Genomic DNA, 18,123 nt, shown 5'->3' on the forward strand with positions numbered 1-18,123 from the left:
GCGTCAGAAAAGCGTGCGAATTTCCTCGAGGTCTCCCACGTATGACCTGTAACTCGAAACGCTCCGCGTAGATCAGCTGCATGATATGCAAGCTTCATAGTCCCACCTGCCCGACCATCTTCAGCCCCATGTCGGGAGGCATCCCATCGGCCTGTAGGTAAATCGTGGCAAAGTGGACGTTCTCGCCGTCCCTGCGGATAGCGGAATTGATGGAGAACCCCCGCTCATTCGGGTGCGCCCCGAAGTCGATGAGCATTTCGTAAAGGCGTTCGAACTGGCTGCCGACGGTCGCGGCCGCAGCCTTAATGTGCTTCCGGATCCTATTGTGGGTGAACTCGTCCCTAACCGCCTGTTTCGCGGCCGCGCTGTCGTTCCGGTTCATCCATCTGTCACCAACTGAGCTTATCCGATCCTGGGGAATGAACCATCCACACGACACGCCTTGAAACCGCCCGGCCGGAGGGCGATCGGGAATGCTGTTTTCGGAGACGACCATGCTTGAACGGACGGACAGGGCCGCACCCCATCGGGATCAGCCGAAGAAACACGATCTGTGGTTGAGCGAATTCGAGATTGTGCTGCGCGACCGTGTCATTGCCAATGGCGCGGCCAGGATCGAAGACGGCCTGATCGCCGAGATCCGCGACCGGCCTGTCGAGAATGCCGACTTCGTCGGCGGCGGCCGCCTGCTGCTGCCTGGTTTCATCGACATGCACGGCGACATGGTGGAACGGGAAGTGGAGCCGCGCAGCGGGGTCCACGTGCCGATGGAAGTCGGCATCGCCGAGCTCGACAAGCGGCTGGCCTCCTGCGGCGTGACCACCGCCTATGCCGCGCTCTCCTTCATCGGCAACAGCGCCACAGCCGCCTTGCTGCGCTCGGAAGAACACACATCGTCCATCATCGAGACCATCGCCGGGCTGAAAGACCACCTTCTGGTCGATCACCGCATCCATGCCCGCTTCGAGGTGACGTTCGGCGCGGCTGTCGGCGTGCTGGAAAGATTGATGGATGCCGGCAAGCTGCATTTGATTTCGCTGATGGATCACACGCCCGGCCAGGGACAATACCGCGACGTCGAACTGTATATCGCCCGCCTGGCCAAGGAGCGCGGCATGTCCATTGCCGACGTATCCGAGGTCGTCGGCAAGCGCATGGCCGATCGGAACGGGCATGGCGGTGTGCTCGGCACGCTGCAGGGCCTGTCGGCGTTTGCCCGCGCCCGCGGCATCGTGCTCGCCTCGCACGATGACGACACGCCGGAAAAGGTGGAATTCGTCCACGGCCTGGGAACCGTGCTCAGCGAATTCCCGGTGACGCTGGAGGCGGCGCGGGAAGCCCGCCGGCTGGGCATGTATACGGCCATGGGCGCGCCCAATGCGCTGCGCGGAGAATCCTATTCCGGCAATCTTTCCGCTCGCCAGGCCTATGAGGCCGGGTTGCTCGACATGCTGGCCAGCGACTATCACCCGGCCTCGATCCTGCCGGCCGTCCTCGGCCTGGCGAAACTGAGCGACGGTGGCCTGGCGAAGGCGGCGGCGCTGACGAGCGCCAACCCGGCCGCCGCACTCGGGCTCACCGATCGCGGCGCCATCGAAGCTGGGCTCCTGGCCGATCTCGTCGTGGCCGACCGCCAGCCGGTGCCACGTGTGCGAGCCACCTTCCGCGCCGGCCGCATGATCTACGGCGACGGTACGCTTGAACCGGCGCGGAACAGGGCGATCGAGGGAGGCCGCGACCGGCCGCTGCCAGCCGACCGAGGGCAATCCCAGGACTAGCGGTTCTCTGGGAAAAGCGCGTGGCGCTTCACCAGTAGTTGCTAAAGATCGAGCACCACCATCATCCCGCGCACCTCCGCCATTTCCAGCAGCAGATCCTGCAGGCTTTCGGTGGTCAGCGGCGCACCCGATACCGCCGGCAGTTCAGCGATACTCTCCCTCATCGAAATCACGGGAGCCCCGGTTTTTTCCGAAAGCAGCCGCGCGATGGCCGCGCGGACAAGCGCAATCTGGTCAGGCATGATTCCCCTTTCATGCTACGATAACGGCACCATTTTCTTCATGCTGTATGCCTTGCCGCAACTTATGCGAGCATTCATTCACCCTTGCAAGTCGTCTCGTTGATGTTCGTATGATCGACAGCCGCCCAACGGGGAGAGCGACGGCATCCCGCGTCGTCGTCTTCCATGGCGCGGAGCAGGGCAAGCGGCACTTCGTGCCGGCAGAGCCCGATCAAAATCCTGCCTTGCACCGTCACCGGCAATTCGGTGTATCTGTCGAAAATGGAATACGTGCCTGTCGGCTCATTCAAAATCTCGAAACGGTCCAATGCAAACCTCAACCTTCCCCGGAACGCAGTAACGCACGCGTCCATCGGAGGTTGCCTAAAAAAACGATTTTTTCGGGGAGGCGCGAAAGAGTTCCAATTGGCTCTTGCCGAAGCCGGCGGCCTCGCTCATCCATGGCGTACAGACACTGGGGCCAATGATGACCGAGACCAGCCTTCACCTCGTCGAAGCGTCGATCGACCAATTGCGCCAAGCGCTCGACAACGGCGCCATCACCAGCGTCGAACTGGTCGCGGCCTATGTCAGGCGGATCGCGTATTTCGACCGGCACGGCATCGCGCTGAACGCCGTGCCGGTGCTCAACCCTGAAATGTTCGAGGATGCCGCCGCTTCCGACGAGCGGCGCCGGCAAGGAAAGACGCTTGGCCCGCTCGACGGCATCCCCTACACCGCCAAGGACAGCTACAAGGTCAAAGGCCTGACGGTGGCTGCCGGCTCGCCCGCCTTCGAGCATCTCGTCGCCAATGAGGACGCCTTCACCATCGCCCGGCTGCGCGCCGGCGGCGCGGTGCTGATCGGCCTCACCAACATGCCGCCCATGGCCAATGGCGGCATGCAGCGCGGCGTCTATGGCCGCGCTGAAAGCCCCTACAATGGCGACTATCTGACCGCCGCGTTCGCGTCGGGCTCCTCCAACGGCTCGGGCACCGCGACGGCGGCCAGCTTCTGCGCCTTCGGGCTCGGCGAAGAGACGTGGTCGTCCGGCCGTGCGCCGGCCACCAACAACGCGCTGGTCGCCTACACGCCCTCGCGCGGCGTCATTTCGGTGCGCGGCAACTGGCCCTTGGTGCCGACCATGGATGTCGTGGTGCCGCACACCCGCAGCGTGCCCGACATGCTGGAACTGCTTGACGTCATCGTCGCCGACGATCCGGAAACGCGAGGCGATTTCTGGCGCGCCCAGCCTTGGGTGGCGCTGCCGAAAAGCTCCGGGATGCGGCCACCACGTTATACCGACCTGACGCTTGCGGGTTCGCTGAAGGGCAAGCGGCTCGGCGTACCCAGAATGTATATCGGCCGCGACGCAGAAATAGATCGCCCGATCGAAACCCGCGCCTCGGTACTTGATCTCTGGGAACAGGCGGCCGCGGATCTGCGGCGGCTCGGCGCCGAAGTGGTCGAGGTCGACTTTCCCCTCGTCTCCAACTATGAGCGCGACCGCCCAGGCGCGCGGACCATGGTCGAGCGTGGGCTGGTGCCCGGGGACTTCGCCGACCGCGAAATCTGGGATCTCTGCATCTGGGGCTGGGACGATTTCCTGCGGGCCAACGCCGACCCTGCTCTGCCCGATCTCGCCTCGGTCGACGGCCCAAAAATCTTCCCGCAGCCACCGGGCACGCTGCCCGACCGCTATGAAGGCGGCTTCGATCTGGCCGAGTATGTCGAGCGGGCAAAGCTCGGCGTCGCGCCCTTGGCCCACATTCCCACGATCGCAGATGGCATCAAGGGACTCGAAGCAACAAGACGCATCGACTTCGAGGACTGGCTGGACGCACAAGGCCTCGATGCCGTGGTCCTGCCGGCCGCCGCCGATGTCGGCCCGGCCGACGCCGACGTCAACGAGGCGTCAGCCGATCTGGCCTGGCGCAACGGCACCTGGGTCGCCAACGGCAATCTGGTCTGGCGCCATTTCGGCATCCCGACCGTCACCGTGCCGATGGGCACAATGGCCGACATCGGCATGCCGGTCGGCCTGACCTTCGCAGGCAAGGCCTATGACGATGAAAGGCTGCTTTGCATGGCCGGCGACTTCGAACGTTCCACGCAGCGCCGCACCCAGCCGCCGCGCACGCCTGAATTGCCTGATGATGTCTTTTCGCGCCAGCGTACTCAAGCCGGCAATGGCAAGGCGCCGATAGTGGAAATCGCGCTAACAGCTGAAACGCGCGCGTCCGGTGATCACGACGAGATCACGGTCACAATCGACCTGGCTGTCGAGGCAAGCGAAGCGGAGCACGCCAGCCTCAACGTGCATGTCAACGGCCAGGCGATTGACATGCACCAAGCCGGCACGCGGCTCAGCGGGCGGGCGCTCGTCCCTGCCGTCGAGCATCGGCGCTTTCACAGCGTCTGGCGCGGCTCATACGGTTCGATCGTCACGGCGGTGGTGCGGCTACAGGATGGACGCAGCGCCGGCGCCTATGTGGTCACCGGCGGAATCGAGTGATGATGCGCCGTACGAGCCGCCTTACCATGCACAACGGGCCAAGCCACGGAACCCAGCCATGATCAAAGTCAAGCAACTCGCCCATGTCTGCATTTTCGCCAACGACCTGGAAGAAACACGGCGCTTCTACGAAAATGTCCTTGCCATGGACATACAGTTCAATTTCCTGCGCGATGGCACGGTTTTCGGCTTCTACCTCAATTGCGGTGGCCGCAGCCATGTCGAGGTTTTCCAGAAAGAGGGCGCGCGGTTCAGCGAGACGGACCAGATCAACCATTTCTGCCTGGAAGTCGAAGACATCGACGCCGCGATCGCCCACATCGCGTCCATGGGCATTGACGTCACCGCCAAGAAACGCGCCTGCGACGACACGTACCAGGCCTGGCTGCGCGATCCCAACGGGGTGAAGATCGAACTGTTTGAATACACCGGCAAAAGCGCGCAATTCACCGGCGGCGACCGCGTCGCGGACTGGTAGGCTAGTCGCGCGCGGCCCACAGCAAACCGCGCTCCGTGATTAGCGCCATTTCCGGCACCGCGAACTCGTCCGCCGTATGGCCAAGGGAACTGTAAAAAACCTTGCCCGCGCCATAGCGGCGCTTCCAGACGACCGGCATGACGACGCCGCCAATTCCGGGAAAATGCGCGTCGGTAAAGGTGGTGGTCGCCAGCACCTCGTTGCCCGGGTCGACATGCATGTAATATTGCTCCGACCGGTAGGCGAAATCGCTGACGCCTGTCGTGACCGGATCGTCCGGCCGGGTGATGACGACATGGTAGTCGATGATGTTGCCGGGATGCGCGACCCACTGGCCGCCGGTCATGAACTGGTAGTCGGGCTCCGCGCGAAAACTGTCGCCCATCGTGCCGTGAAAGCCGCCGAGCCCGCTCCCTAGGCGAACCGCCTGCGTCAGGTTGTTCAGCTCTGCCTTTTCGATCGTCGACATGGTGATGACAGGCACGATGAGATCGAATGATGCAAGGTTCGGATCGGCGAACATCGCTGTCCCCTCGCCGAGCGTGACCGCGAAGCCGTTACGCTCCAGCATGTCGCGGATGATGTTGGCGCTGCGCTCTGGCGTGTGGCCTTCCCAGCCTCCCCAGGCAATCAGGGCTTTCCTGGACATGCGGCAACCTCCCTCGATCCATTAGACCGACGACCGCTCCCCGCACCGGTCAGCGCCAGCCTAGCGCCGGCGCGACATGGGTGAGGATCGCCTCGATGACATGGGCGTTGTAGTCGACGCCGAGCTGGTTGGGAACCGTGAGCAAAAGCGTGTCGGCCTCGGCGATCGCCTCGTCCTGCGCCAGCTCCTTGATCAGCACGTCCGGCTCGGCGGCGTAGCTGCGGCCGAAGATCGCCCTGGTATTTTCCTCGATAAAGCCGATCTGGTCGCGGCTCTCATTGCCGCGCCCGAAATAGGCGCGGTCGCGGTCGTCGACCAGCGCGAAGATGCTGCGGCTGACCGAGACGCGCGGTTCGCGTTCATGCCCGGCCGCCTTCCAGGCTTCGCGATAGATGCGGATCTGCTCGGCCTGCTGGACATGGAACGGCTTGCCGCTCTCGTCGAATTTCAGCGTCGAGCTCTGCAAATTCATGCCGAGCTTCGCCGCCCATTCAGAGGTGGCGTTGGTCGCCGCGCCCCACCAGATGCGCTCGCGCAAGCCCTCCGAATGCGGCTCGAGCCTGAGCAAGCCGGGCGGGTTGGGGAACATCGGCCGTGGATTGGGCTGCGCGAAGCCTTCGCCGCGCAGCGTATCGAGGAACACCTCGGCGTGATGCCGCGCCATGTCGGCGTCGCTTTTGCCTTCCTGCGGCACATAGCCGAAATAGCGCCAGCCATCGATCACCTGCTCGGGCGAGCCGCGGCTGATGCCGAGTTGCAGCCGGCCGCCGGCGATGATGTCGGCCGCGCCCGCATCCTCGGCCATGTAGAGCGGATTCTCGTAGCGCATGTCGATGACGGCCGTGCCGATCTCGATGCGGCTGGTCTTGGCGCCGACGGCCGCCAGCAGCGGGAATGGCGAGGCGAGCTGGCGGGCGAAGTGATGCACGCGGAAATAGGCCCCGTCCGCGCCGAGCTGCTCGGCGGCGACGGCGAGATCGATCGATTGCAACAGCGCGTCGGATGCCGAACGCACCTGCGATTGCGAAGAGGGCGACCAGTGCCCGAATGACAGGAAACCAATTTTTTTCATGGTCCTGAAGTATATGCGGGCAGCACATGCTTCAATGGCGAAAGAACAGGGTTACACACCGTCGCCCTCCGCAATAGCTTAAACGCGCAACACCAGAGAGGATGGATGCTCAGGGGAATCCGCATCGTCGAGATCGAGGGGCTGGGACCGGCGCCCTTCGCCGGCATGCTTTTCGCCGACCTCGGCGCCGATGTCATTGTCGTCCACCGCAGGGAGCCGTCCGTGCCGGCCACGCGCTCGCTGCTCGATCGCGGCAAGCGCTCCATCGCGCTCGACCTGAAGAATACGGACGACGTGGCCCTGCTGACGCGCCTCATCGCCACCGCCGACGGGTTGATCGAGGGGTTCCGGCCCGGCGTCATGGAGCGTCTCGGGCTTGGCCCGGAGGTCTGTATCGCGGCCAATCCGCGCCTGGTCTACGGCCGCATGACCGGCTGGGGCCAGGACGGTCCGCTGGCCGGCACCGCCGGCCACGACATGAACTATATCGGCCTGTCCGGCGCGCTCTGGTACGGCTCCTTGCCGGGAGAGCCGCCCATGGCGCCACCGACGCTCGTCGGCGACGTCGGCGGCGGGGCGCTCTATCTGGTGATCGGCATGCTGGCCGCCATGATGAACGCGCGCGCCGGCGGTCAGGGCATCGTCGTCGACGCGGCGATCGTCGACGGCTCGGCCCATATGATGAACCTGCTGATGTCGCTCGCACAGTCCGGCGCGCTTGCCGCCGACCGCGGCCGCAGCCTTCTCGACGGACCGCATTGGTGCCGCGTCTACCGGACATCGGATGGCGGCTTTATCAGCGTCCAGTGCGTCGAGCCGAAATTCTACGCGCTCTTCCTCGACAGGCTTGGCTTGACCGCCGATCCGCAATTCGCCAGCCAGTTCGATCGCGACGTGTGGCCCGGGCTTTGCGACCGGCTGGCGGCGATTTTCGCCACGCGACCTCGCGACGAGTGGGTCAAGTTGTTCGCGGGCTCGGACGCCTGTGTCGGTCCGGTCTTCAGCCCCCATGAAGCGGCCCTGCATCCGCACATGGCCGCGCGCGGCACATGGCTGACGGTGGACGGTGTCCTGCAGACGGCGGCCGCGCCGCGCTTTTCGGGATGGGAACAAAAGACACCGGCCAAAAGCCCCATGCGCGGCGAACATGACGCAGAAATCCGTGCAGGCTTGCCGAGTTGAGACGAGGTCCATGGCGGTTCGGTCGATCGTAAAATTCCCCAATCCCCTCCTTCGCGCCGTGGCCGGACCCGTGGAGCTGTTCGACGGCGATCTGCAGGCCTTGGCCAGCGACCTCATCGACACCATGCGCGCGGCCCCCGGAATCGGTATCACCGCCCCGCATATCGGCATCTTGAAGCGCCTGGTCATCATCCAGCTCCCTTCCGCGGCAAAACCGGCGATCTATGTAAATCCGGCCGTCGTCCAGGCCTCGACCGAAATGATCCGACATGAGGAAGGCAGCGTTTCGATGCCCGGTGTCACCGAGGACATCGAACGGCACGCCCTCATCCGCGTTCGCTATCAGGATCTGGATGGCAATGAGCGGTTCGAGGACGCCGAGGGCCTGCTGGCGGTTTGCCATCAGCATGAGATCGATCAGCTCGACGGGCTGTTCTGGACGCACAGGCTGACCCGCCTCAAGCGCGACCGGCTGATCAAGCGCTATAGCAAGCTGACGCGAGCCTCGTAGACGCCGCGGCAAGCATGGGAGGAACGACATTGGACTGGGGAACGTCTTGCCACGCCTAGCCTTCAGACTCCTGGAATGTCGTCGAACCTTTGATTGGGCAGATTGCGATGTTAACGCCGGGCGCGTGTCCGCGCCGGGGAGCCGTGTCACGCCTGCCGGTCATTTTCCGCAGTGGTGATCGTTGATCTTGTTTATCGCAAAACCGTCCGGACCAGTCCGGTGGTAGGAGCAGGCTCCAGCAGCGGTTGTGAACAACTGCTGGTCGTAGTAGCGCGGGCCGCCGAAGAGGAAGTCGATGAGATCGTCATTGGCGGGAACGTAGCGCTCCTGTTCGTCCTGGTGATGACGGTGCTTGGCGCCCGCGAAAGCCAACGAGGACATGCCGAAGCCCATCGCGAGAGCAAGAGCGCAGATCGCCAATCGTTTCGTCGTCATCGCAAACACCCTTCTGTTCGGGATTCGATCTTATATCGAAAATCGCCAGATGACGAAAAGTTCCTGAACAAGGGCCTTGCTCCGGCCGATGCGCGGCAGTCGGCGACGGGCCCGGACCGCGGGCGCCCTCACCTGAACATCGCCACGCCCTCAATCCGTCTGGATCCAGACGGATTTGGTCTCCAGATACTCGTGCAGATGCTCGATGCCGCCCTCGCGGCCATGGCCGGACATCTTCATCCCGCCGAAAGGCACGGCCGGATCGATGGCGTGGTACATGTTGACCCAGACCGAGCCGGCCTTGATGCGGCGGGCTAGCTTGTGCGCGGTGCCGAGGTGGGTGGTGAAGACGCCGGCTGCAAGCCCGTAGGGCGTCGCGTTGGCGCGCGCGACGGCCTCGTCCAGCGTGTCGAACGGCATCGCCGAAATAACGGGTCCGAAAATCTCCTCCCGCGCGATGGTCATGGTGTCCGACACCGCGCCGAAAACGGTCGGCGCGATGAAGTTGCCGCCATCATAGAGTTCGCCTGTCAGCCGCGCCCCGCCGACGACCAGTTGGGCGCCTTCGTCGCTGCCGGCCTTGATGTAGCCTTCCACTTTGCCGGCCTGCCTGGCATTGATGAGCGGCCCGATTTCGGTCTCCGCCTCGATGCCGTGGCCGATGCGCAGTTTTCCGGCGAACTCCGCCAGCCGGCGCACGAATTCGTCATGGATCTCGCGCGCCACGAACAGGCGCGAGCCGGCAATGCAGATCTGGCCCGAATGCACGAACACCGCCATCGCCGCGATTGGGACAGCCTTGTCGATGTCGGCGTCGCGGCAGACAATGATCGGTGACTTGCCGCCAAGCTCAAGCGAGACGCGCTTGAGGTTGGTGACAGCAGCCCGCGCGATCGCTTGACCTGTCAGCGTCGAGCCGGTGAAGACGATCTTGTTGACGTCGGGATGTTCGGCGAGCCGCGCGCCCGCTTCGGCTCCGGTACCGGTGACGATGTTGACGACGCCGTCGGGCACGCCGGCTTCCTGCATCAGCCGGGCGATCAGCAGCGGCGTCAGCGATGCCTCCTCGGACGGTTTCAGCACGATGGTACAGCCCGTGGCGAGCGCCGGCGCGATCTTCCAGATCGAGGCCGCGGTCGGCGCGTTCCAGGGAATGATCGCGCCAACGACGCCAACCGGCTCGCGCCTTGTGAAGGTGACGATTTCGCCCGGAATGGAATTGTCGATCGCCTCGCCATGCAGCGCCGTCGCCATGCCTGCATAGAAGCGCAGCATGCCGATGACGCGGCGCCGGTTGGCCAGCGTGCGCGTGATCGGCAGCCCCATGTCGAGCGTGTCGCAAACGCTGAGCTCTTCCCAATGTGTCTCGAACAGGTCGGCGATCCTGAGCAGCACGCATTGCCGCTCATAGGGCGAGAATTTCGACCATGGACCTTCGAAAGCCGCGCGCGCCGCCGCGACCGCTGCATCGACATCGGCGGCTCCGCCACGCGGCACCGTCGCCAGCACCTCGCCGGTCGCCGGATTCAGCGCCTGCATCACCTCGCCGGACTGCGCTGCGACCCACTTGCCGTCGATGAACATCGGCCGGAATTCGCCATGGTAGAGCGACGTGGCCTTCGCCCTCGGGTCGAAATTCACCGTCATCCCTTCCTCCTCGCGAATTTCCGGGCAACTATTACTCCCGGCGCGGGCGACCTCAACAAGGAAAGCTGAAGGGCGTTCGGATAATCGGACCGCCAGCGTCCGCGCCCGTGTTCACCAGAAAGGCGCAACAACAGGTCCTTGCGGGTCTAAAGATGCCTAGCCCCCGCCGCCCGGCGTGCGTTCCGACAGGAATCGCGTTAGAGCGCCTGGCGTCCCGTTGCGGATCTCGACGTCGTTCCGGCGCGCGATCGCGGCGCGCACAAGCTTGGCGCCGAGATAGCGGAACGGTTCCGGCGGCATCGTCTTGCGCCGATCGAGCCCCACCAGCCCACTGCCGCTCCAGCGATCCTTCCGTTCCAGAACAAGGCTGGCGAGGACGCGGCCGCCGATTGGGGTCTGGGCAATGCCGGTCCCGTTGTAGCCCATGCCAAAGAAAATGTTGGGATGACCCTTCAAGTGATCGAAGACGGGAACATGCTCCGGCACGCAGTCGATCGGGCCCGCCCAATCATAGTCGATCGGCACTCCTCGCAGTTCGGGGTAGACGCGGGCCAGTTCGCGGATATTGTCCCGTCCGTGTTCGGGGCTGCGGTTGAAGCTTTGGCCGAAATTGCCCGCATAGGCGATGTTGCCGCTGCCGCGGCCGAAGACCACCCGGCCTTTCGGGGTGCGCTGATAATAGAGGACCTGGCGCTGCGCGTCGCAGATGGAGGCTCCGTCTCGCCAGCCGATCCGGTCGAGCAAGTCAGGGATTTCCGCGGTCGCGACCACCTGGCTCGCGACCACGTAAAGATGCCGTCGCAGTTCGGGCAACGCCGACAGCCAGGCATTGGCCGCCAGCACGACCTTCTCGGCCCGCACCGCGCCTTGCGCGGTCCGGACCACACAGGTCCTGCCGGGCACGATTTCGGTGACGGGACTGCGCTCATGGACGACGACGCCGCGAGCGATCGCCAGGTCGCGCAGGCCGGTGGCCAGCTTGGCTGGATGCACGGTTCCGGCATTCGCCTCGACGACGCCGGCATAGGAGGCGGAAGACCCGGTCCGCTGCTTGATCTCCTCGCCGGTCAGCTGCCGAAAGCGGTTGGCCCCGGCTGCCTTGGTCATCGCGACAGCGCGGTTCCAGGCTCCCTCCTGGGCCGTGGAGCTGGCCGTCCACAGCCAGCCGTCAAGCCGGAGATCCATATCGATCGTGCCGTCGCGCTGAAGTTTCTCCAGCTCCGCGATGGCATCGACGCTATCGGCGCAAAGCGCCCGCCCCTCCTCCTCGCCGACGACGGCGCTGATCTGATCGAGCTCGGCGAACCAGGAATGCACCTGTCCGCCATTGCGCCCCGAAGCGCCGGAGCCGCACTGATCGGCCTCGAGCACCATGACGCGGGTTTCGGGAGCCAGGTCGCGGATCCGCAACGCCGTCCACAGCCCGGTGTAGCCGCCGCCGACGATTGCCACGTCGGCCTGCTCGCCGCCGACCAGGGGTTGGGTCGCCGGGGCAGCGGCAACGTCCTGCAGCCAGAACGACCGATCGGCTGTCGCCGCGACCGCCGGCTGTCTCATCCGTAAAGTGGCCATGTCAGACCCTCGTCTCGCGATTGATCACGTCGGCATATTTCAGCGGCAGCCAGTCGGGGATGGGGCGCGGTTCCTGCGGGAAGCCGCCGAGATGCGTGCAGGTCCTGCTGGCGTCGAGAGAGGCTTTTCGCATGGCATCGTCGGCATCGAGACCCGCGAAGCAGAACGCGGTGATGAAGGTGGCGATAAAGCTGTCTCCCGCACCGCACGTGTCCACGACGGCGGTCGGCGACGCCTCGACATGGCGAACGCCTTGACTGTCGCGGAAATAGGCGCCGCGGCTGCCGCAGGTGAGCACGACCTGGCGCGCCCCGGCCGACCGCAGCGCGGTCATGAGGGGCTCGACCGGCACGCTCGGCTCGTCTGGACCGGACGCGAAGACCAGAGGCACGCCCTCCAGTGGCAAGGCCAGATGCGCGGTCGAGACGTCGAGACTGAACGGCACGCGCTCGCGAACCAGGCGGCGCACGAGATCCTCGTTGGCATTGGTGCCCAGATGCACCCAGTCGGCTTTCGAAATGACCTGCCAGTTGCGCGGCGCGGGCATGTAATTCTCGCCGACCCCGAAGGATTCGAACAGGAAAGTACGGTCGCCCGACTGGTCGCGCAGCAAGGTCACCGCAGTATCGCCGGAGATCATCTCGACATCGTTGCGGGACAGCCCGGCGGTCTCGATCTCGCGGAGCGTTATCTCACCTTCAGGATCATCACCAACGGCGCCGAAATAGCGTGCGCTCCAGCCATTGCGGCGCCATTGAACGGCCACGTTGAGGGCGTTCCCGCCCACGGTCAGGAGGTCCTTGTTGAGATAGACGTCGAGGCAGTTGTCACCGACGGCGACCAGATTGGGCGGTGCTCCTCCGGTCATGCTGCTGTCGGCGCCCGCGTCATGTGGGGCTCGACGGCCTTGAGATTGCGTGTCCACGCCGCGACCGGGTCCAGAGCATAGGAGCCATTTCCGAACGGCTCGAAGGTCAGTTTCCCCCGATAGCCCGATGCAGCGAGGTCGTCGAGATACCGGCCGATCGGAAGCTTGCCGTCGCCCCAGACAAGATGCCCCGCCGGCAGCCCGTCGACGATCTGAACATGCGCGAGGCGCGGCCCGAACAGCCTGACATAGTCGGCCACGGTATCGCCGGCAGTGGCCATGCCGACGGTGTCCAGGACCACGTCCATGGTGTCGGCGCCGATCTGGTCGAGCATTTCGCGCAGGCCCGCCGCATTGGTGACGACGTTGGTTTCGACGCGTTGCAGCGGCTCGAGCAGGCAGCGCACGCCGAGCGAGGACGCATGGGCGGCGATCTCCGCAAGCGACTGGGCCGACCGTGCCCACGCCTCTTGCGGCGGGTCGTGTTCATATCCACGCCCGGACGTCAGGAACAAATATCGGGCGCCCAGTTCGGCGCATATGTCCGCCGCGCGGCAGAACCGCCTGACGCTGTCGCGGCGATATGCGCCGTCGCCCGACGCGATGTTGATCGGATAGATCACCTGCTCGGGCGTGAAGCACCAGACCGTCAGGCCGTTCTGCGCAAGTATCTCGCGAACCGATCGAACATGCGCGTCTGTCGCATGAAACAGGTCGAGATGCGGCGCGATGCCCCAAAGCTCGATCTCCTTGAAGCCGAAGCCGCGAAGGATCTCGGCAACGCGCTCGAATGCGTAATGCTGGAAGGCGAAGTTGGCCCCAATCAGCTGGTCGACCTTGAATTGCGGCATGGATGTCCTTCCCGGTGATTTATTTGCCGATGCCTTCGGAGAGGCCGCGGATGAAGTACCGCTGTGCGGCGAAGAAAAGCAGGACGATCGGCAGGGCCGAGATCGTCATCGCCGCGAAGACGACGCCGTAATTGGTGCCGTTCTTGGACATCAGCGAGGTGAGGCCGACGGGCAGCGTCTGCACCGCCGATCCATTGGTGAAGACCATCGCGAACAAATACTCGTTCCAGGCGAACAGCACGTGCAGGATGATGCAGGAGATGATGATCGGCTGGCACAGCGGCAGGATGATGCGCCAGAAGATCTGCCCCTCGCTGGCGCCGTCGATGCGGGCCGCCTCGTCGAGATCCTTCGGCAGCCCAAGCATGTAGGCGCGGATCAGGAAGGTGCTGAACGGAATCCGGAACGCCGTGTAGAGGATGATCAGCGCCCAGTAGGTGTTGTAGAGGCCGATGGCCTGCAGCATCCGCACCAGCGGGATCAGCGCCACGGTCGGACTGAGCATGAGGCCGCCAAGAACCAGACCGACGATAAGCGGCTTGCCGGGCATTGGCGTTCGCGTCAGCCCGTAGGCGGTCCAGGCGCTGATCAGCACCGTGCAGATCGCTGAAGCGACGGTCACCAGCAGGCTTGAGACCAAATAGTCGCGGACGCCCCGGTTCCAGGCCTGCACATAATTGGCCCAGGTCCACCGCGACGGCAGCGCGAAGGGGTCGCCGAAGATCTGCCCATTATCCTTGAAGCCGTTGAGCGCCATCCAGACCAGCGGATAAAGCACGACGATGCCGAGACAGATCAGGAACGAGTATAGAAAGGCTTTCGCAAGAGCGCTCCCGAAGGTCGGGCGCGCGGTCCGCTCGCTGGCCGCCATCACCGTCACAGCTCGACCCTCCGGCGCCTGGTGTACCAAAGCTGGGCCGCTCCGGTGATCATGGTCACGGCGAAGATCACGGCCGCGATCGCGGCGCCGTAGCCGAAATTGTTCTGGATGAAGCCCTGCTGGTAAAGCCATGTGCCAAGCACCTGGCTGCGGTTGTTGGGGCCGCCGGCGGTCATGACCATGACTTCGTTGAACACCTGGAACGCGCCGGTGATGGTGACGATGATCATCAGGCCGGTCATCTCGCGGGTCAGTGGCAGCGTCACGCTCCACAGCCTGCGCAGCGGCCCGGCTCCGTCCATGACCGCGGCATCATAGAGATCGCGCGGAATCTTCTGGATCGCGATCGCGAACAGGAGCGTCGAATAGCCGAAGCCCTGCCACTGGCTCATCGCGATGATCGCGTAGATCGCCGTGTGCTCGCCGCCGAGCCAGGGCTGGATGAGTTGTTCCAGGCCAATGCGCCTGAGCCCGGCGTTCAAGAGCCCGATATCCGGCTGGTAGATGAAATAAAACAGCAGGCCGGTCACGGTGATCGAGATCGCGGACGGAATGAAATAAATCGCCCGCCAGAAGCGCCTTTGCCGCTCGCTGCCCAGCCCCTCGATCAGCGCCGCCAGCACGAAGGCGCCGCCGACCTGGAAGACGATGGAGATCAACGCGTAGAGCGTGTTGTTCCACAACGCCACCCAGACGACCGGGTCGTGCAGCAGCCGCTCATAGTTGGCGAGGCCGATATTCGTGGTCTCGCCGGTAAAAATATCCTCGTCGGTGGTGCTGACGATGAAGTTGTCGACGATCGGGTAATACACGAACCAGCCGACCAGGATCACCGCAACGGCGACCCACCGGAGCGAGCCCCAGTGGCGGAACCGGCGGCCGGCTTTCGCCGCCGGCTCGCCCTTGGCGTTGCTCAAGGCAGCGCCTTCCATTCTGGCCAGACCGGGATTCGCCATTGGCCTATTTCGATGCCGCGGCCGCCTGCTTGACCTGCTCCATGACCTGTTCCGGCGTCATCGAGCCGCCGGTGAGGGCCTGGAGGCTGGACAGCCAGGCGGAGGCCACGCGCGGCGGGTTCACCGTGTCCAGCCACGGCATCAGGTAGGAAGCGGAGGCGATCTCCTTGAGGCCGGCCACGACGGAAGGGTTCATGTTGGCTTCCGACGCCCCGCCGATGGTCGCGCTGGGCTGCCCGTAGGGCGGAGCCGAGAGCACCTGGCCATTCTGCTTGGACGTGACGAATTTCATGAAGTCGATCGCCAGCGGGATGTTGGTGGAGGCGGAACTGATCATGTAGCCTTCCGGCGCGCCTTCGATCGCTTTCGCGTCGCCCTTCGCGCCGTTCGGCACAGGCAGGGTGAAGAAGCCCAGATCGGATACTTTCAAAGCGGAATCCGCCGACGCGCTCTGATCGAACTCGATGATTTCCTGGTAGTACATGGCCGATTTCGTGTTGCTGAAGGTCTGGATGGCCGACGAATAGGAGGTGCCGTTCACCGAGGCGCCGCCATCCGTGCAACTGTCGATGAGCTGCTTGTACTGGGTGAGCGCGGCGACATAGCCCGGGTCGCTATAGTCCGCCGTGCCGGGGTCGAAATCCTTCTCGAGTACCGCCTGCGGAACGTCGTAGGCGAGCAGCTGCCCCACATAGTGGATTGCCGGCCAGGCTTCCTTGTTGCCGAAAGAGATCGGCGTCATGCCCGATTTCCGGATCGTCTCGCAGGACGACAGGAGCTCCTCGAAGGTCTTGGGCGCGCTCAGGCCGAGCTTGGAGAACGCCTGCTTGTTGTAGCCCATGAATTTTGCGTCGAGATAGAGCGGAATGCCGTAGTATTTGCCATTGTACATGAAGGCCTGAACGGCCGCCGGCGTCAGTGTCTTGCCCCACTCGGTATCGGGCCCGATGACCGGGGTCAGGTCGACGGCGCGATGGCCGCGCACGAAATTTCCGCCCCAGCTGCCGGTCCAGGAAAAGTAGATGTCCGGGAGCGAGTTCGACGCGACCAGCGTTTTGGTCTTGTCCTTGACGCTGTCGTCGCTTTCCTGGATGAGTTCGACCTTCACGCCGGGATGAAGCTTCTCATAGTCCTGGGCGACGCCGACAAAATACGGCGCGAGCTGCTGCGCGCCGAATTTCGTCAAGACCGACAGCGTTCCCTGGTAATCGACCTTAGCGTTCGGATCGGCCTGGACCGCCTCGGCGCCGATACCCTGTCCCATTGTCAGACCCAGTGCCGATGCCGCGGCAAGCGCGGCGATTGCCGCCTGTGTTGAATATTTCATGATCAGTTCCCTTCTTCGTTTTTATGAGGTGAGGTGATCAGTATTCGACGCGCTTGTAGTAGCGGCGCGTCGTCAGCGGGTGATTGCGCAACACTTCCAGATGCGCGCTCACCCGTTCCAGCAACGTCGCAAGCACGATCGGCGAGATCAGCTTGCGGACAGCAGGCGAGATACCGGGCAGTTCGACCGACGCGGCATCGAGAACGTGCACCTTGTCGGTGTATCGTTTGATGAAATTTTCGACGCGATCACCCAGCGGACGGCTGGCATCTTCCCCCTTGAAGAGGAATACGCTCACACCCGGTTCGACCAGCTCCAGCGTGCCGTGGAAGAAGTCGGCGGCATGGACCGGTCTGGTCCTGATCCACTGCATCTCTTCCAGAATGCACATGCCGTAATAGTAGGCTTGCGGCCAGACGGAGCCGGCGCCGGTGAAGATGTGATAGGTTTCGTTCTTGATCGTGTCGGCGAGTTTCGCCGCGCTGTCTTCATAGGCCGCCTTTGCCCCAACCAGCAGTTCCGGCAGTCTCTTGAGCTCGGCCACCGTGGCGTCGAAGTCCTCGTATTCGCCGCGCTCCGCCAGCAGTGCCAGCACGATCAGCAGCGACTGCAGATAGAAGGACTCCGAAGAGGTGTCGTCCTCCGCGAAGTTCGTGAAGGTGAAATCGGCTTCCCTGGCAAGTGGCGTGTCGGAATGGCCGGTGAGCGAGAGCGTGCGCACGCCTCTCTGCTTCAGGAAGGAAAGCAGCTGCACGCTTTCCCTGGTCGTGCCCGACAGCGACGGGATGACCACGAGCGACTTCCGGTCCAGCCCGGCGGGCGGATCAAGCACGACCTGCGCCGGATATTCTCCCCGCACCGGGAAGCTCGTACGACGCTCGGCCAGCTCGATCGCTGGAAGGGTCAGAAGCTGCACGCCACCGGTCCCCATGAAATAGAGCCGCTCGACGCCCTCGCCGAGCAGCCGGTGCATGAGCGCCCTCGCCTCTCCGGCGAAGGAGACGGCTCCGCCCTGGATCTTGATGAAGCGGTCTTTGTCAAAGTTGAGCATGCAGGTCTTCCTCGTATTTTCGCTGCGGCAGGGCGTCCGCTCGTTGCAGGCACCGCCGTCGGATCGCCACGGCCACCATCGATCCGGCTGATTGTGAGATCGATCTCACATATTTAACGCACGCATTTCA

The 18,123-nt window shown here is 64.1% G+C and carries 19 protein-coding genes; 5 read left to right on the forward strand and 14 right to left on the reverse strand.

Annotated features, from left to right (window positions below; all coding sequences use genetic code 11):
* Window positions 1–94 precede the first annotated feature (94 nt).
* A complete protein-coding gene (locus FJ543_RS19615) occupies window positions 95–382 on the reverse strand; it encodes a hypothetical protein (RefSeq protein WP_140876561.1) in 288 nt (95 codons plus the stop codon).
* Window positions 383–551: 169 nt separating this feature from the next.
* Here FJ543_RS19615 and FJ543_RS19620 point away from each other — a divergent pair, with 169 nt between their 5' ends.
* Window positions 552–1,778, forward strand: a complete 1,227-nt coding sequence (locus FJ543_RS19620; RefSeq protein ID WP_140876837.1) for an alpha-D-ribose 1-methylphosphonate 5-triphosphate diphosphatase — start codon at window positions 552–554, stop codon at window positions 1,776–1,778.
* Between the two features lie 41 nt (window positions 1,779–1,819).
* Here the strand turns inward: FJ543_RS19620 and FJ543_RS19625 are convergent, their stop codons facing one another.
* Both FJ543_RS19625 and FJ543_RS19630 read right to left on the reverse strand, forming a co-directional pair.
* Window positions 1,820–2,020, reverse strand: coding sequence for a hypothetical protein (locus tag FJ543_RS19625; protein WP_140876563.1), 201 nt, complete (start codon window positions 2,018–2,020; stop codon window positions 1,820–1,822).
* Between the two features lie 74 nt (window positions 2,021–2,094).
* The gene (locus tag FJ543_RS19630; protein ID WP_181166341.1) at window positions 2,095–2,328 is read right to left on the reverse strand and encodes a hypothetical protein; all 234 of its coding nucleotides are present in this window, start codon (window positions 2,326–2,328) and stop codon (window positions 2,095–2,097) included.
* A 158-nt stretch (window positions 2,329–2,486) separates the two neighbouring features.
* On the opposite strand from FJ543_RS19630, the gene FJ543_RS19635 reads away from it, so the two are divergent.
* Both FJ543_RS19635 and FJ543_RS19640 read left to right on the forward strand, forming a co-directional pair.
* Complete coding sequence (locus FJ543_RS19635; RefSeq protein ID WP_140876565.1) at window positions 2,487–4,514, forward strand: amidase; 2,028 nt, start codon at window positions 2,487–2,489, stop codon at window positions 4,512–4,514.
* Between the two features lie 58 nt (window positions 4,515–4,572).
* Window positions 4,573–4,992, forward strand: a complete 420-nt coding sequence (locus FJ543_RS19640; protein WP_140876567.1) for a VOC family protein — start codon at window positions 4,573–4,575, stop codon at window positions 4,990–4,992.
* 1 nt (window position 4,993) lies between these two features.
* Here the strand turns inward: FJ543_RS19640 and FJ543_RS19645 are convergent, their stop codons facing one another.
* Both FJ543_RS19645 and FJ543_RS19650 read right to left on the reverse strand, forming a co-directional pair.
* Entirely contained in the window at window positions 4,994–5,641 is a 648-nt protein-coding gene (locus FJ543_RS19645) for a ThuA domain-containing protein (protein WP_140617827.1), read from the reverse strand.
* A gap of 49 nt (window positions 5,642–5,690) precedes the next feature.
* Complete coding sequence (locus tag FJ543_RS19650; protein WP_140713849.1) at window positions 5,691–6,713, reverse strand: LLM class flavin-dependent oxidoreductase; 1,023 nt, start codon at window positions 6,711–6,713, stop codon at window positions 5,691–5,693.
* 105 nt (window positions 6,714–6,818) lie between these two features.
* On the opposite strand from FJ543_RS19650, the gene FJ543_RS19655 reads away from it, so the two are divergent.
* Together FJ543_RS19655 and FJ543_RS19660 are read left to right on the forward strand one after the other, a co-directional pair.
* Complete coding sequence (locus FJ543_RS19655) at window positions 6,819–7,895, forward strand: CaiB/BaiF CoA-transferase family protein (protein ID WP_140876569.1); 1,077 nt, start codon at window positions 6,819–6,821, stop codon at window positions 7,893–7,895.
* A 10-nt stretch (window positions 7,896–7,905) separates the two neighbouring features.
* A complete protein-coding gene (locus FJ543_RS19660) occupies window positions 7,906–8,406 on the forward strand; it encodes a peptide deformylase (RefSeq protein WP_140876571.1) in 501 nt (166 codons plus the stop codon).
* A 159-nt stretch (window positions 8,407–8,565) separates the two neighbouring features.
* Here FJ543_RS19660 and FJ543_RS19665 read toward each other — a convergent pair whose 3' ends face one another.
* From FJ543_RS19665 to FJ543_RS19705, 9 genes are all read right to left on the reverse strand, one after another.
* A complete protein-coding gene (locus tag FJ543_RS19665; protein ID WP_015316720.1) occupies window positions 8,566–8,841 on the reverse strand; it encodes a hypothetical protein in 276 nt (91 codons plus the stop codon).
* Between the two features lie 150 nt (window positions 8,842–8,991).
* Entirely contained in the window at window positions 8,992–10,488 is a 1,497-nt protein-coding gene (locus FJ543_RS19670; RefSeq protein ID WP_140876573.1) for an aldehyde dehydrogenase family protein, read from the reverse strand.
* Window positions 10,489–10,644: 156 nt separating this feature from the next.
* Entirely contained in the window at window positions 10,645–12,060 is a 1,416-nt protein-coding gene (locus tag FJ543_RS19675) for an FAD-dependent oxidoreductase (RefSeq protein ID WP_140876575.1), read from the reverse strand.
* 1 nt (window position 12,061) lies between these two features.
* On the reverse strand, window positions 12,062–12,928 hold the full coding sequence (locus FJ543_RS19680) for a PfkB family carbohydrate kinase (RefSeq protein ID WP_140713841.1): 867 nt from the start codon (window positions 12,926–12,928) through the stop codon (window positions 12,062–12,064).
* Entirely contained in the window at window positions 12,925–13,779 is an 855-nt protein-coding gene (locus FJ543_RS19685; RefSeq protein WP_140876577.1) for a sugar phosphate isomerase/epimerase family protein, read from the reverse strand. Before FJ543_RS19685 ends, FJ543_RS19680 begins: the two co-directional genes overlap by 4 nt.
* A 19-nt stretch (window positions 13,780–13,798) precedes the next feature.
* Window positions 13,799–14,650: a carbohydrate ABC transporter permease gene (locus FJ543_RS19690; RefSeq protein ID WP_140876839.1), complete on the reverse strand. Its 852-nt coding sequence runs from the start codon at window positions 14,648–14,650 to the stop codon at window positions 13,799–13,801.
* Between the two features lie 5 nt (window positions 14,651–14,655).
* Window positions 14,656–15,615: a sugar ABC transporter permease gene (locus tag FJ543_RS19695; RefSeq protein ID WP_224527425.1), complete on the reverse strand. Its 960-nt coding sequence runs from the start codon at window positions 15,613–15,615 to the stop codon at window positions 14,656–14,658.
* A 4-nt stretch (window positions 15,616–15,619) separates the two neighbouring features.
* Window positions 15,620–16,942, reverse strand: coding sequence for an ABC transporter substrate-binding protein (locus FJ543_RS19700; RefSeq protein ID WP_140727089.1), 1,323 nt, complete (start codon window positions 16,940–16,942; stop codon window positions 15,620–15,622).
* A 37-nt stretch (window positions 16,943–16,979) separates the two neighbouring features.
* Window positions 16,980–17,993, reverse strand: coding sequence for an SIS domain-containing protein (locus tag FJ543_RS19705; RefSeq protein WP_140665925.1), 1,014 nt, complete (start codon window positions 17,991–17,993; stop codon window positions 16,980–16,982).
* Between the last annotated feature and the right edge of the window lie 130 nt (window positions 17,994–18,123).

Origin of the sequence: Mesorhizobium sp. B2-5-7, from assembly GCF_006440875.1 — a bacterium.
GTDB classification, from domain to species: Bacteria; Pseudomonadota; Alphaproteobacteria; order Rhizobiales; family Rhizobiaceae; genus Mesorhizobium; species Mesorhizobium australicum.

Bases quoted from the DNA above. Each gene is read 5' to 3' on its own strand.
- FJ543_RS19615 (WP_140876561.1), bottom strand. From the start codon at position 382: ATGAACCGGAACGACAGCGCGGCCGCGAAACAGGCGGTTAGGGACGAG.
- FJ543_RS19625 (WP_140876563.1), bottom strand. From the start codon at position 2,020: ATGCCTGACCAGATTGCGCTTGTCCGCGCGGCCATCGCGCGGCTGCTT.
- FJ543_RS19635 (WP_140876565.1), top strand. From the start codon at position 2,487: ATGACCGAGACCAGCCTTCACCTCGTCGAAGCGTCGATCGACCAATTG.
- FJ543_RS19640 (WP_140876567.1), top strand. From the start codon at position 4,573: ATGATCAAAGTCAAGCAACTCGCCCATGTCTGCATTTTCGCCAACGAC.
- FJ543_RS19645 (WP_140617827.1), bottom strand. From the start codon at position 5,641: ATGTCCAGGAAAGCCCTGATTGCCTGGGGAGGCTGGGAAGGCCACACG.
- FJ543_RS19650 (WP_140713849.1), bottom strand. From the start codon at position 6,713: ATGAAAAAAATTGGTTTCCTGTCATTCGGGCACTGGTCGCCCTCTTCG.
- FJ543_RS19655 (WP_140876569.1), top strand. From the start codon at position 6,819: ATGCTCAGGGGAATCCGCATCGTCGAGATCGAGGGGCTGGGACCGGCG.
- FJ543_RS19660 (WP_140876571.1), top strand. From the start codon at position 7,906: ATGGCGGTTCGGTCGATCGTAAAATTCCCCAATCCCCTCCTTCGCGCC.
- FJ543_RS19665 (WP_015316720.1), bottom strand. From the start codon at position 8,841: ATGACGACGAAACGATTGGCGATCTGCGCTCTTGCTCTCGCGATGGGC.
- FJ543_RS19670 (WP_140876573.1), bottom strand. From the start codon at position 10,488: ATGACGGTGAATTTCGACCCGAGGGCGAAGGCCACGTCGCTCTACCAT.
- FJ543_RS19675 (WP_140876575.1), bottom strand. From the start codon at position 12,060: ATGGCCACTTTACGGATGAGACAGCCGGCGGTCGCGGCGACAGCCGAT.
- FJ543_RS19680 (WP_140713841.1), bottom strand. From the start codon at position 12,928: ATGACCGGAGGAGCACCGCCCAATCTGGTCGCCGTCGGTGACAACTGC.
- FJ543_RS19685 (WP_140876577.1), bottom strand. From the start codon at position 13,779: ATGCCGCAATTCAAGGTCGACCAGCTGATTGGGGCCAACTTCGCCTTC.
- FJ543_RS19690 (WP_140876839.1), bottom strand. From the start codon at position 14,650: ATGGCGGCCAGCGAGCGGACCGCGCGCCCGACCTTCGGGAGCGCTCTT.
- FJ543_RS19695 (WP_224527425.1), bottom strand. From the start codon at position 15,615: ATGGCGAATCCCGGTCTGGCCAGAATGGAAGGCGCTGCCTTGAGCAAC.
- FJ543_RS19700 (WP_140727089.1), bottom strand. From the start codon at position 16,942: ATGAAATATTCAACACAGGCGGCAATCGCCGCGCTTGCCGCGGCATCG.
- FJ543_RS19705 (WP_140665925.1), bottom strand. From the start codon at position 17,993: ATGCTCAACTTTGACAAAGACCGCTTCATCAAGATCCAGGGCGGAGCC.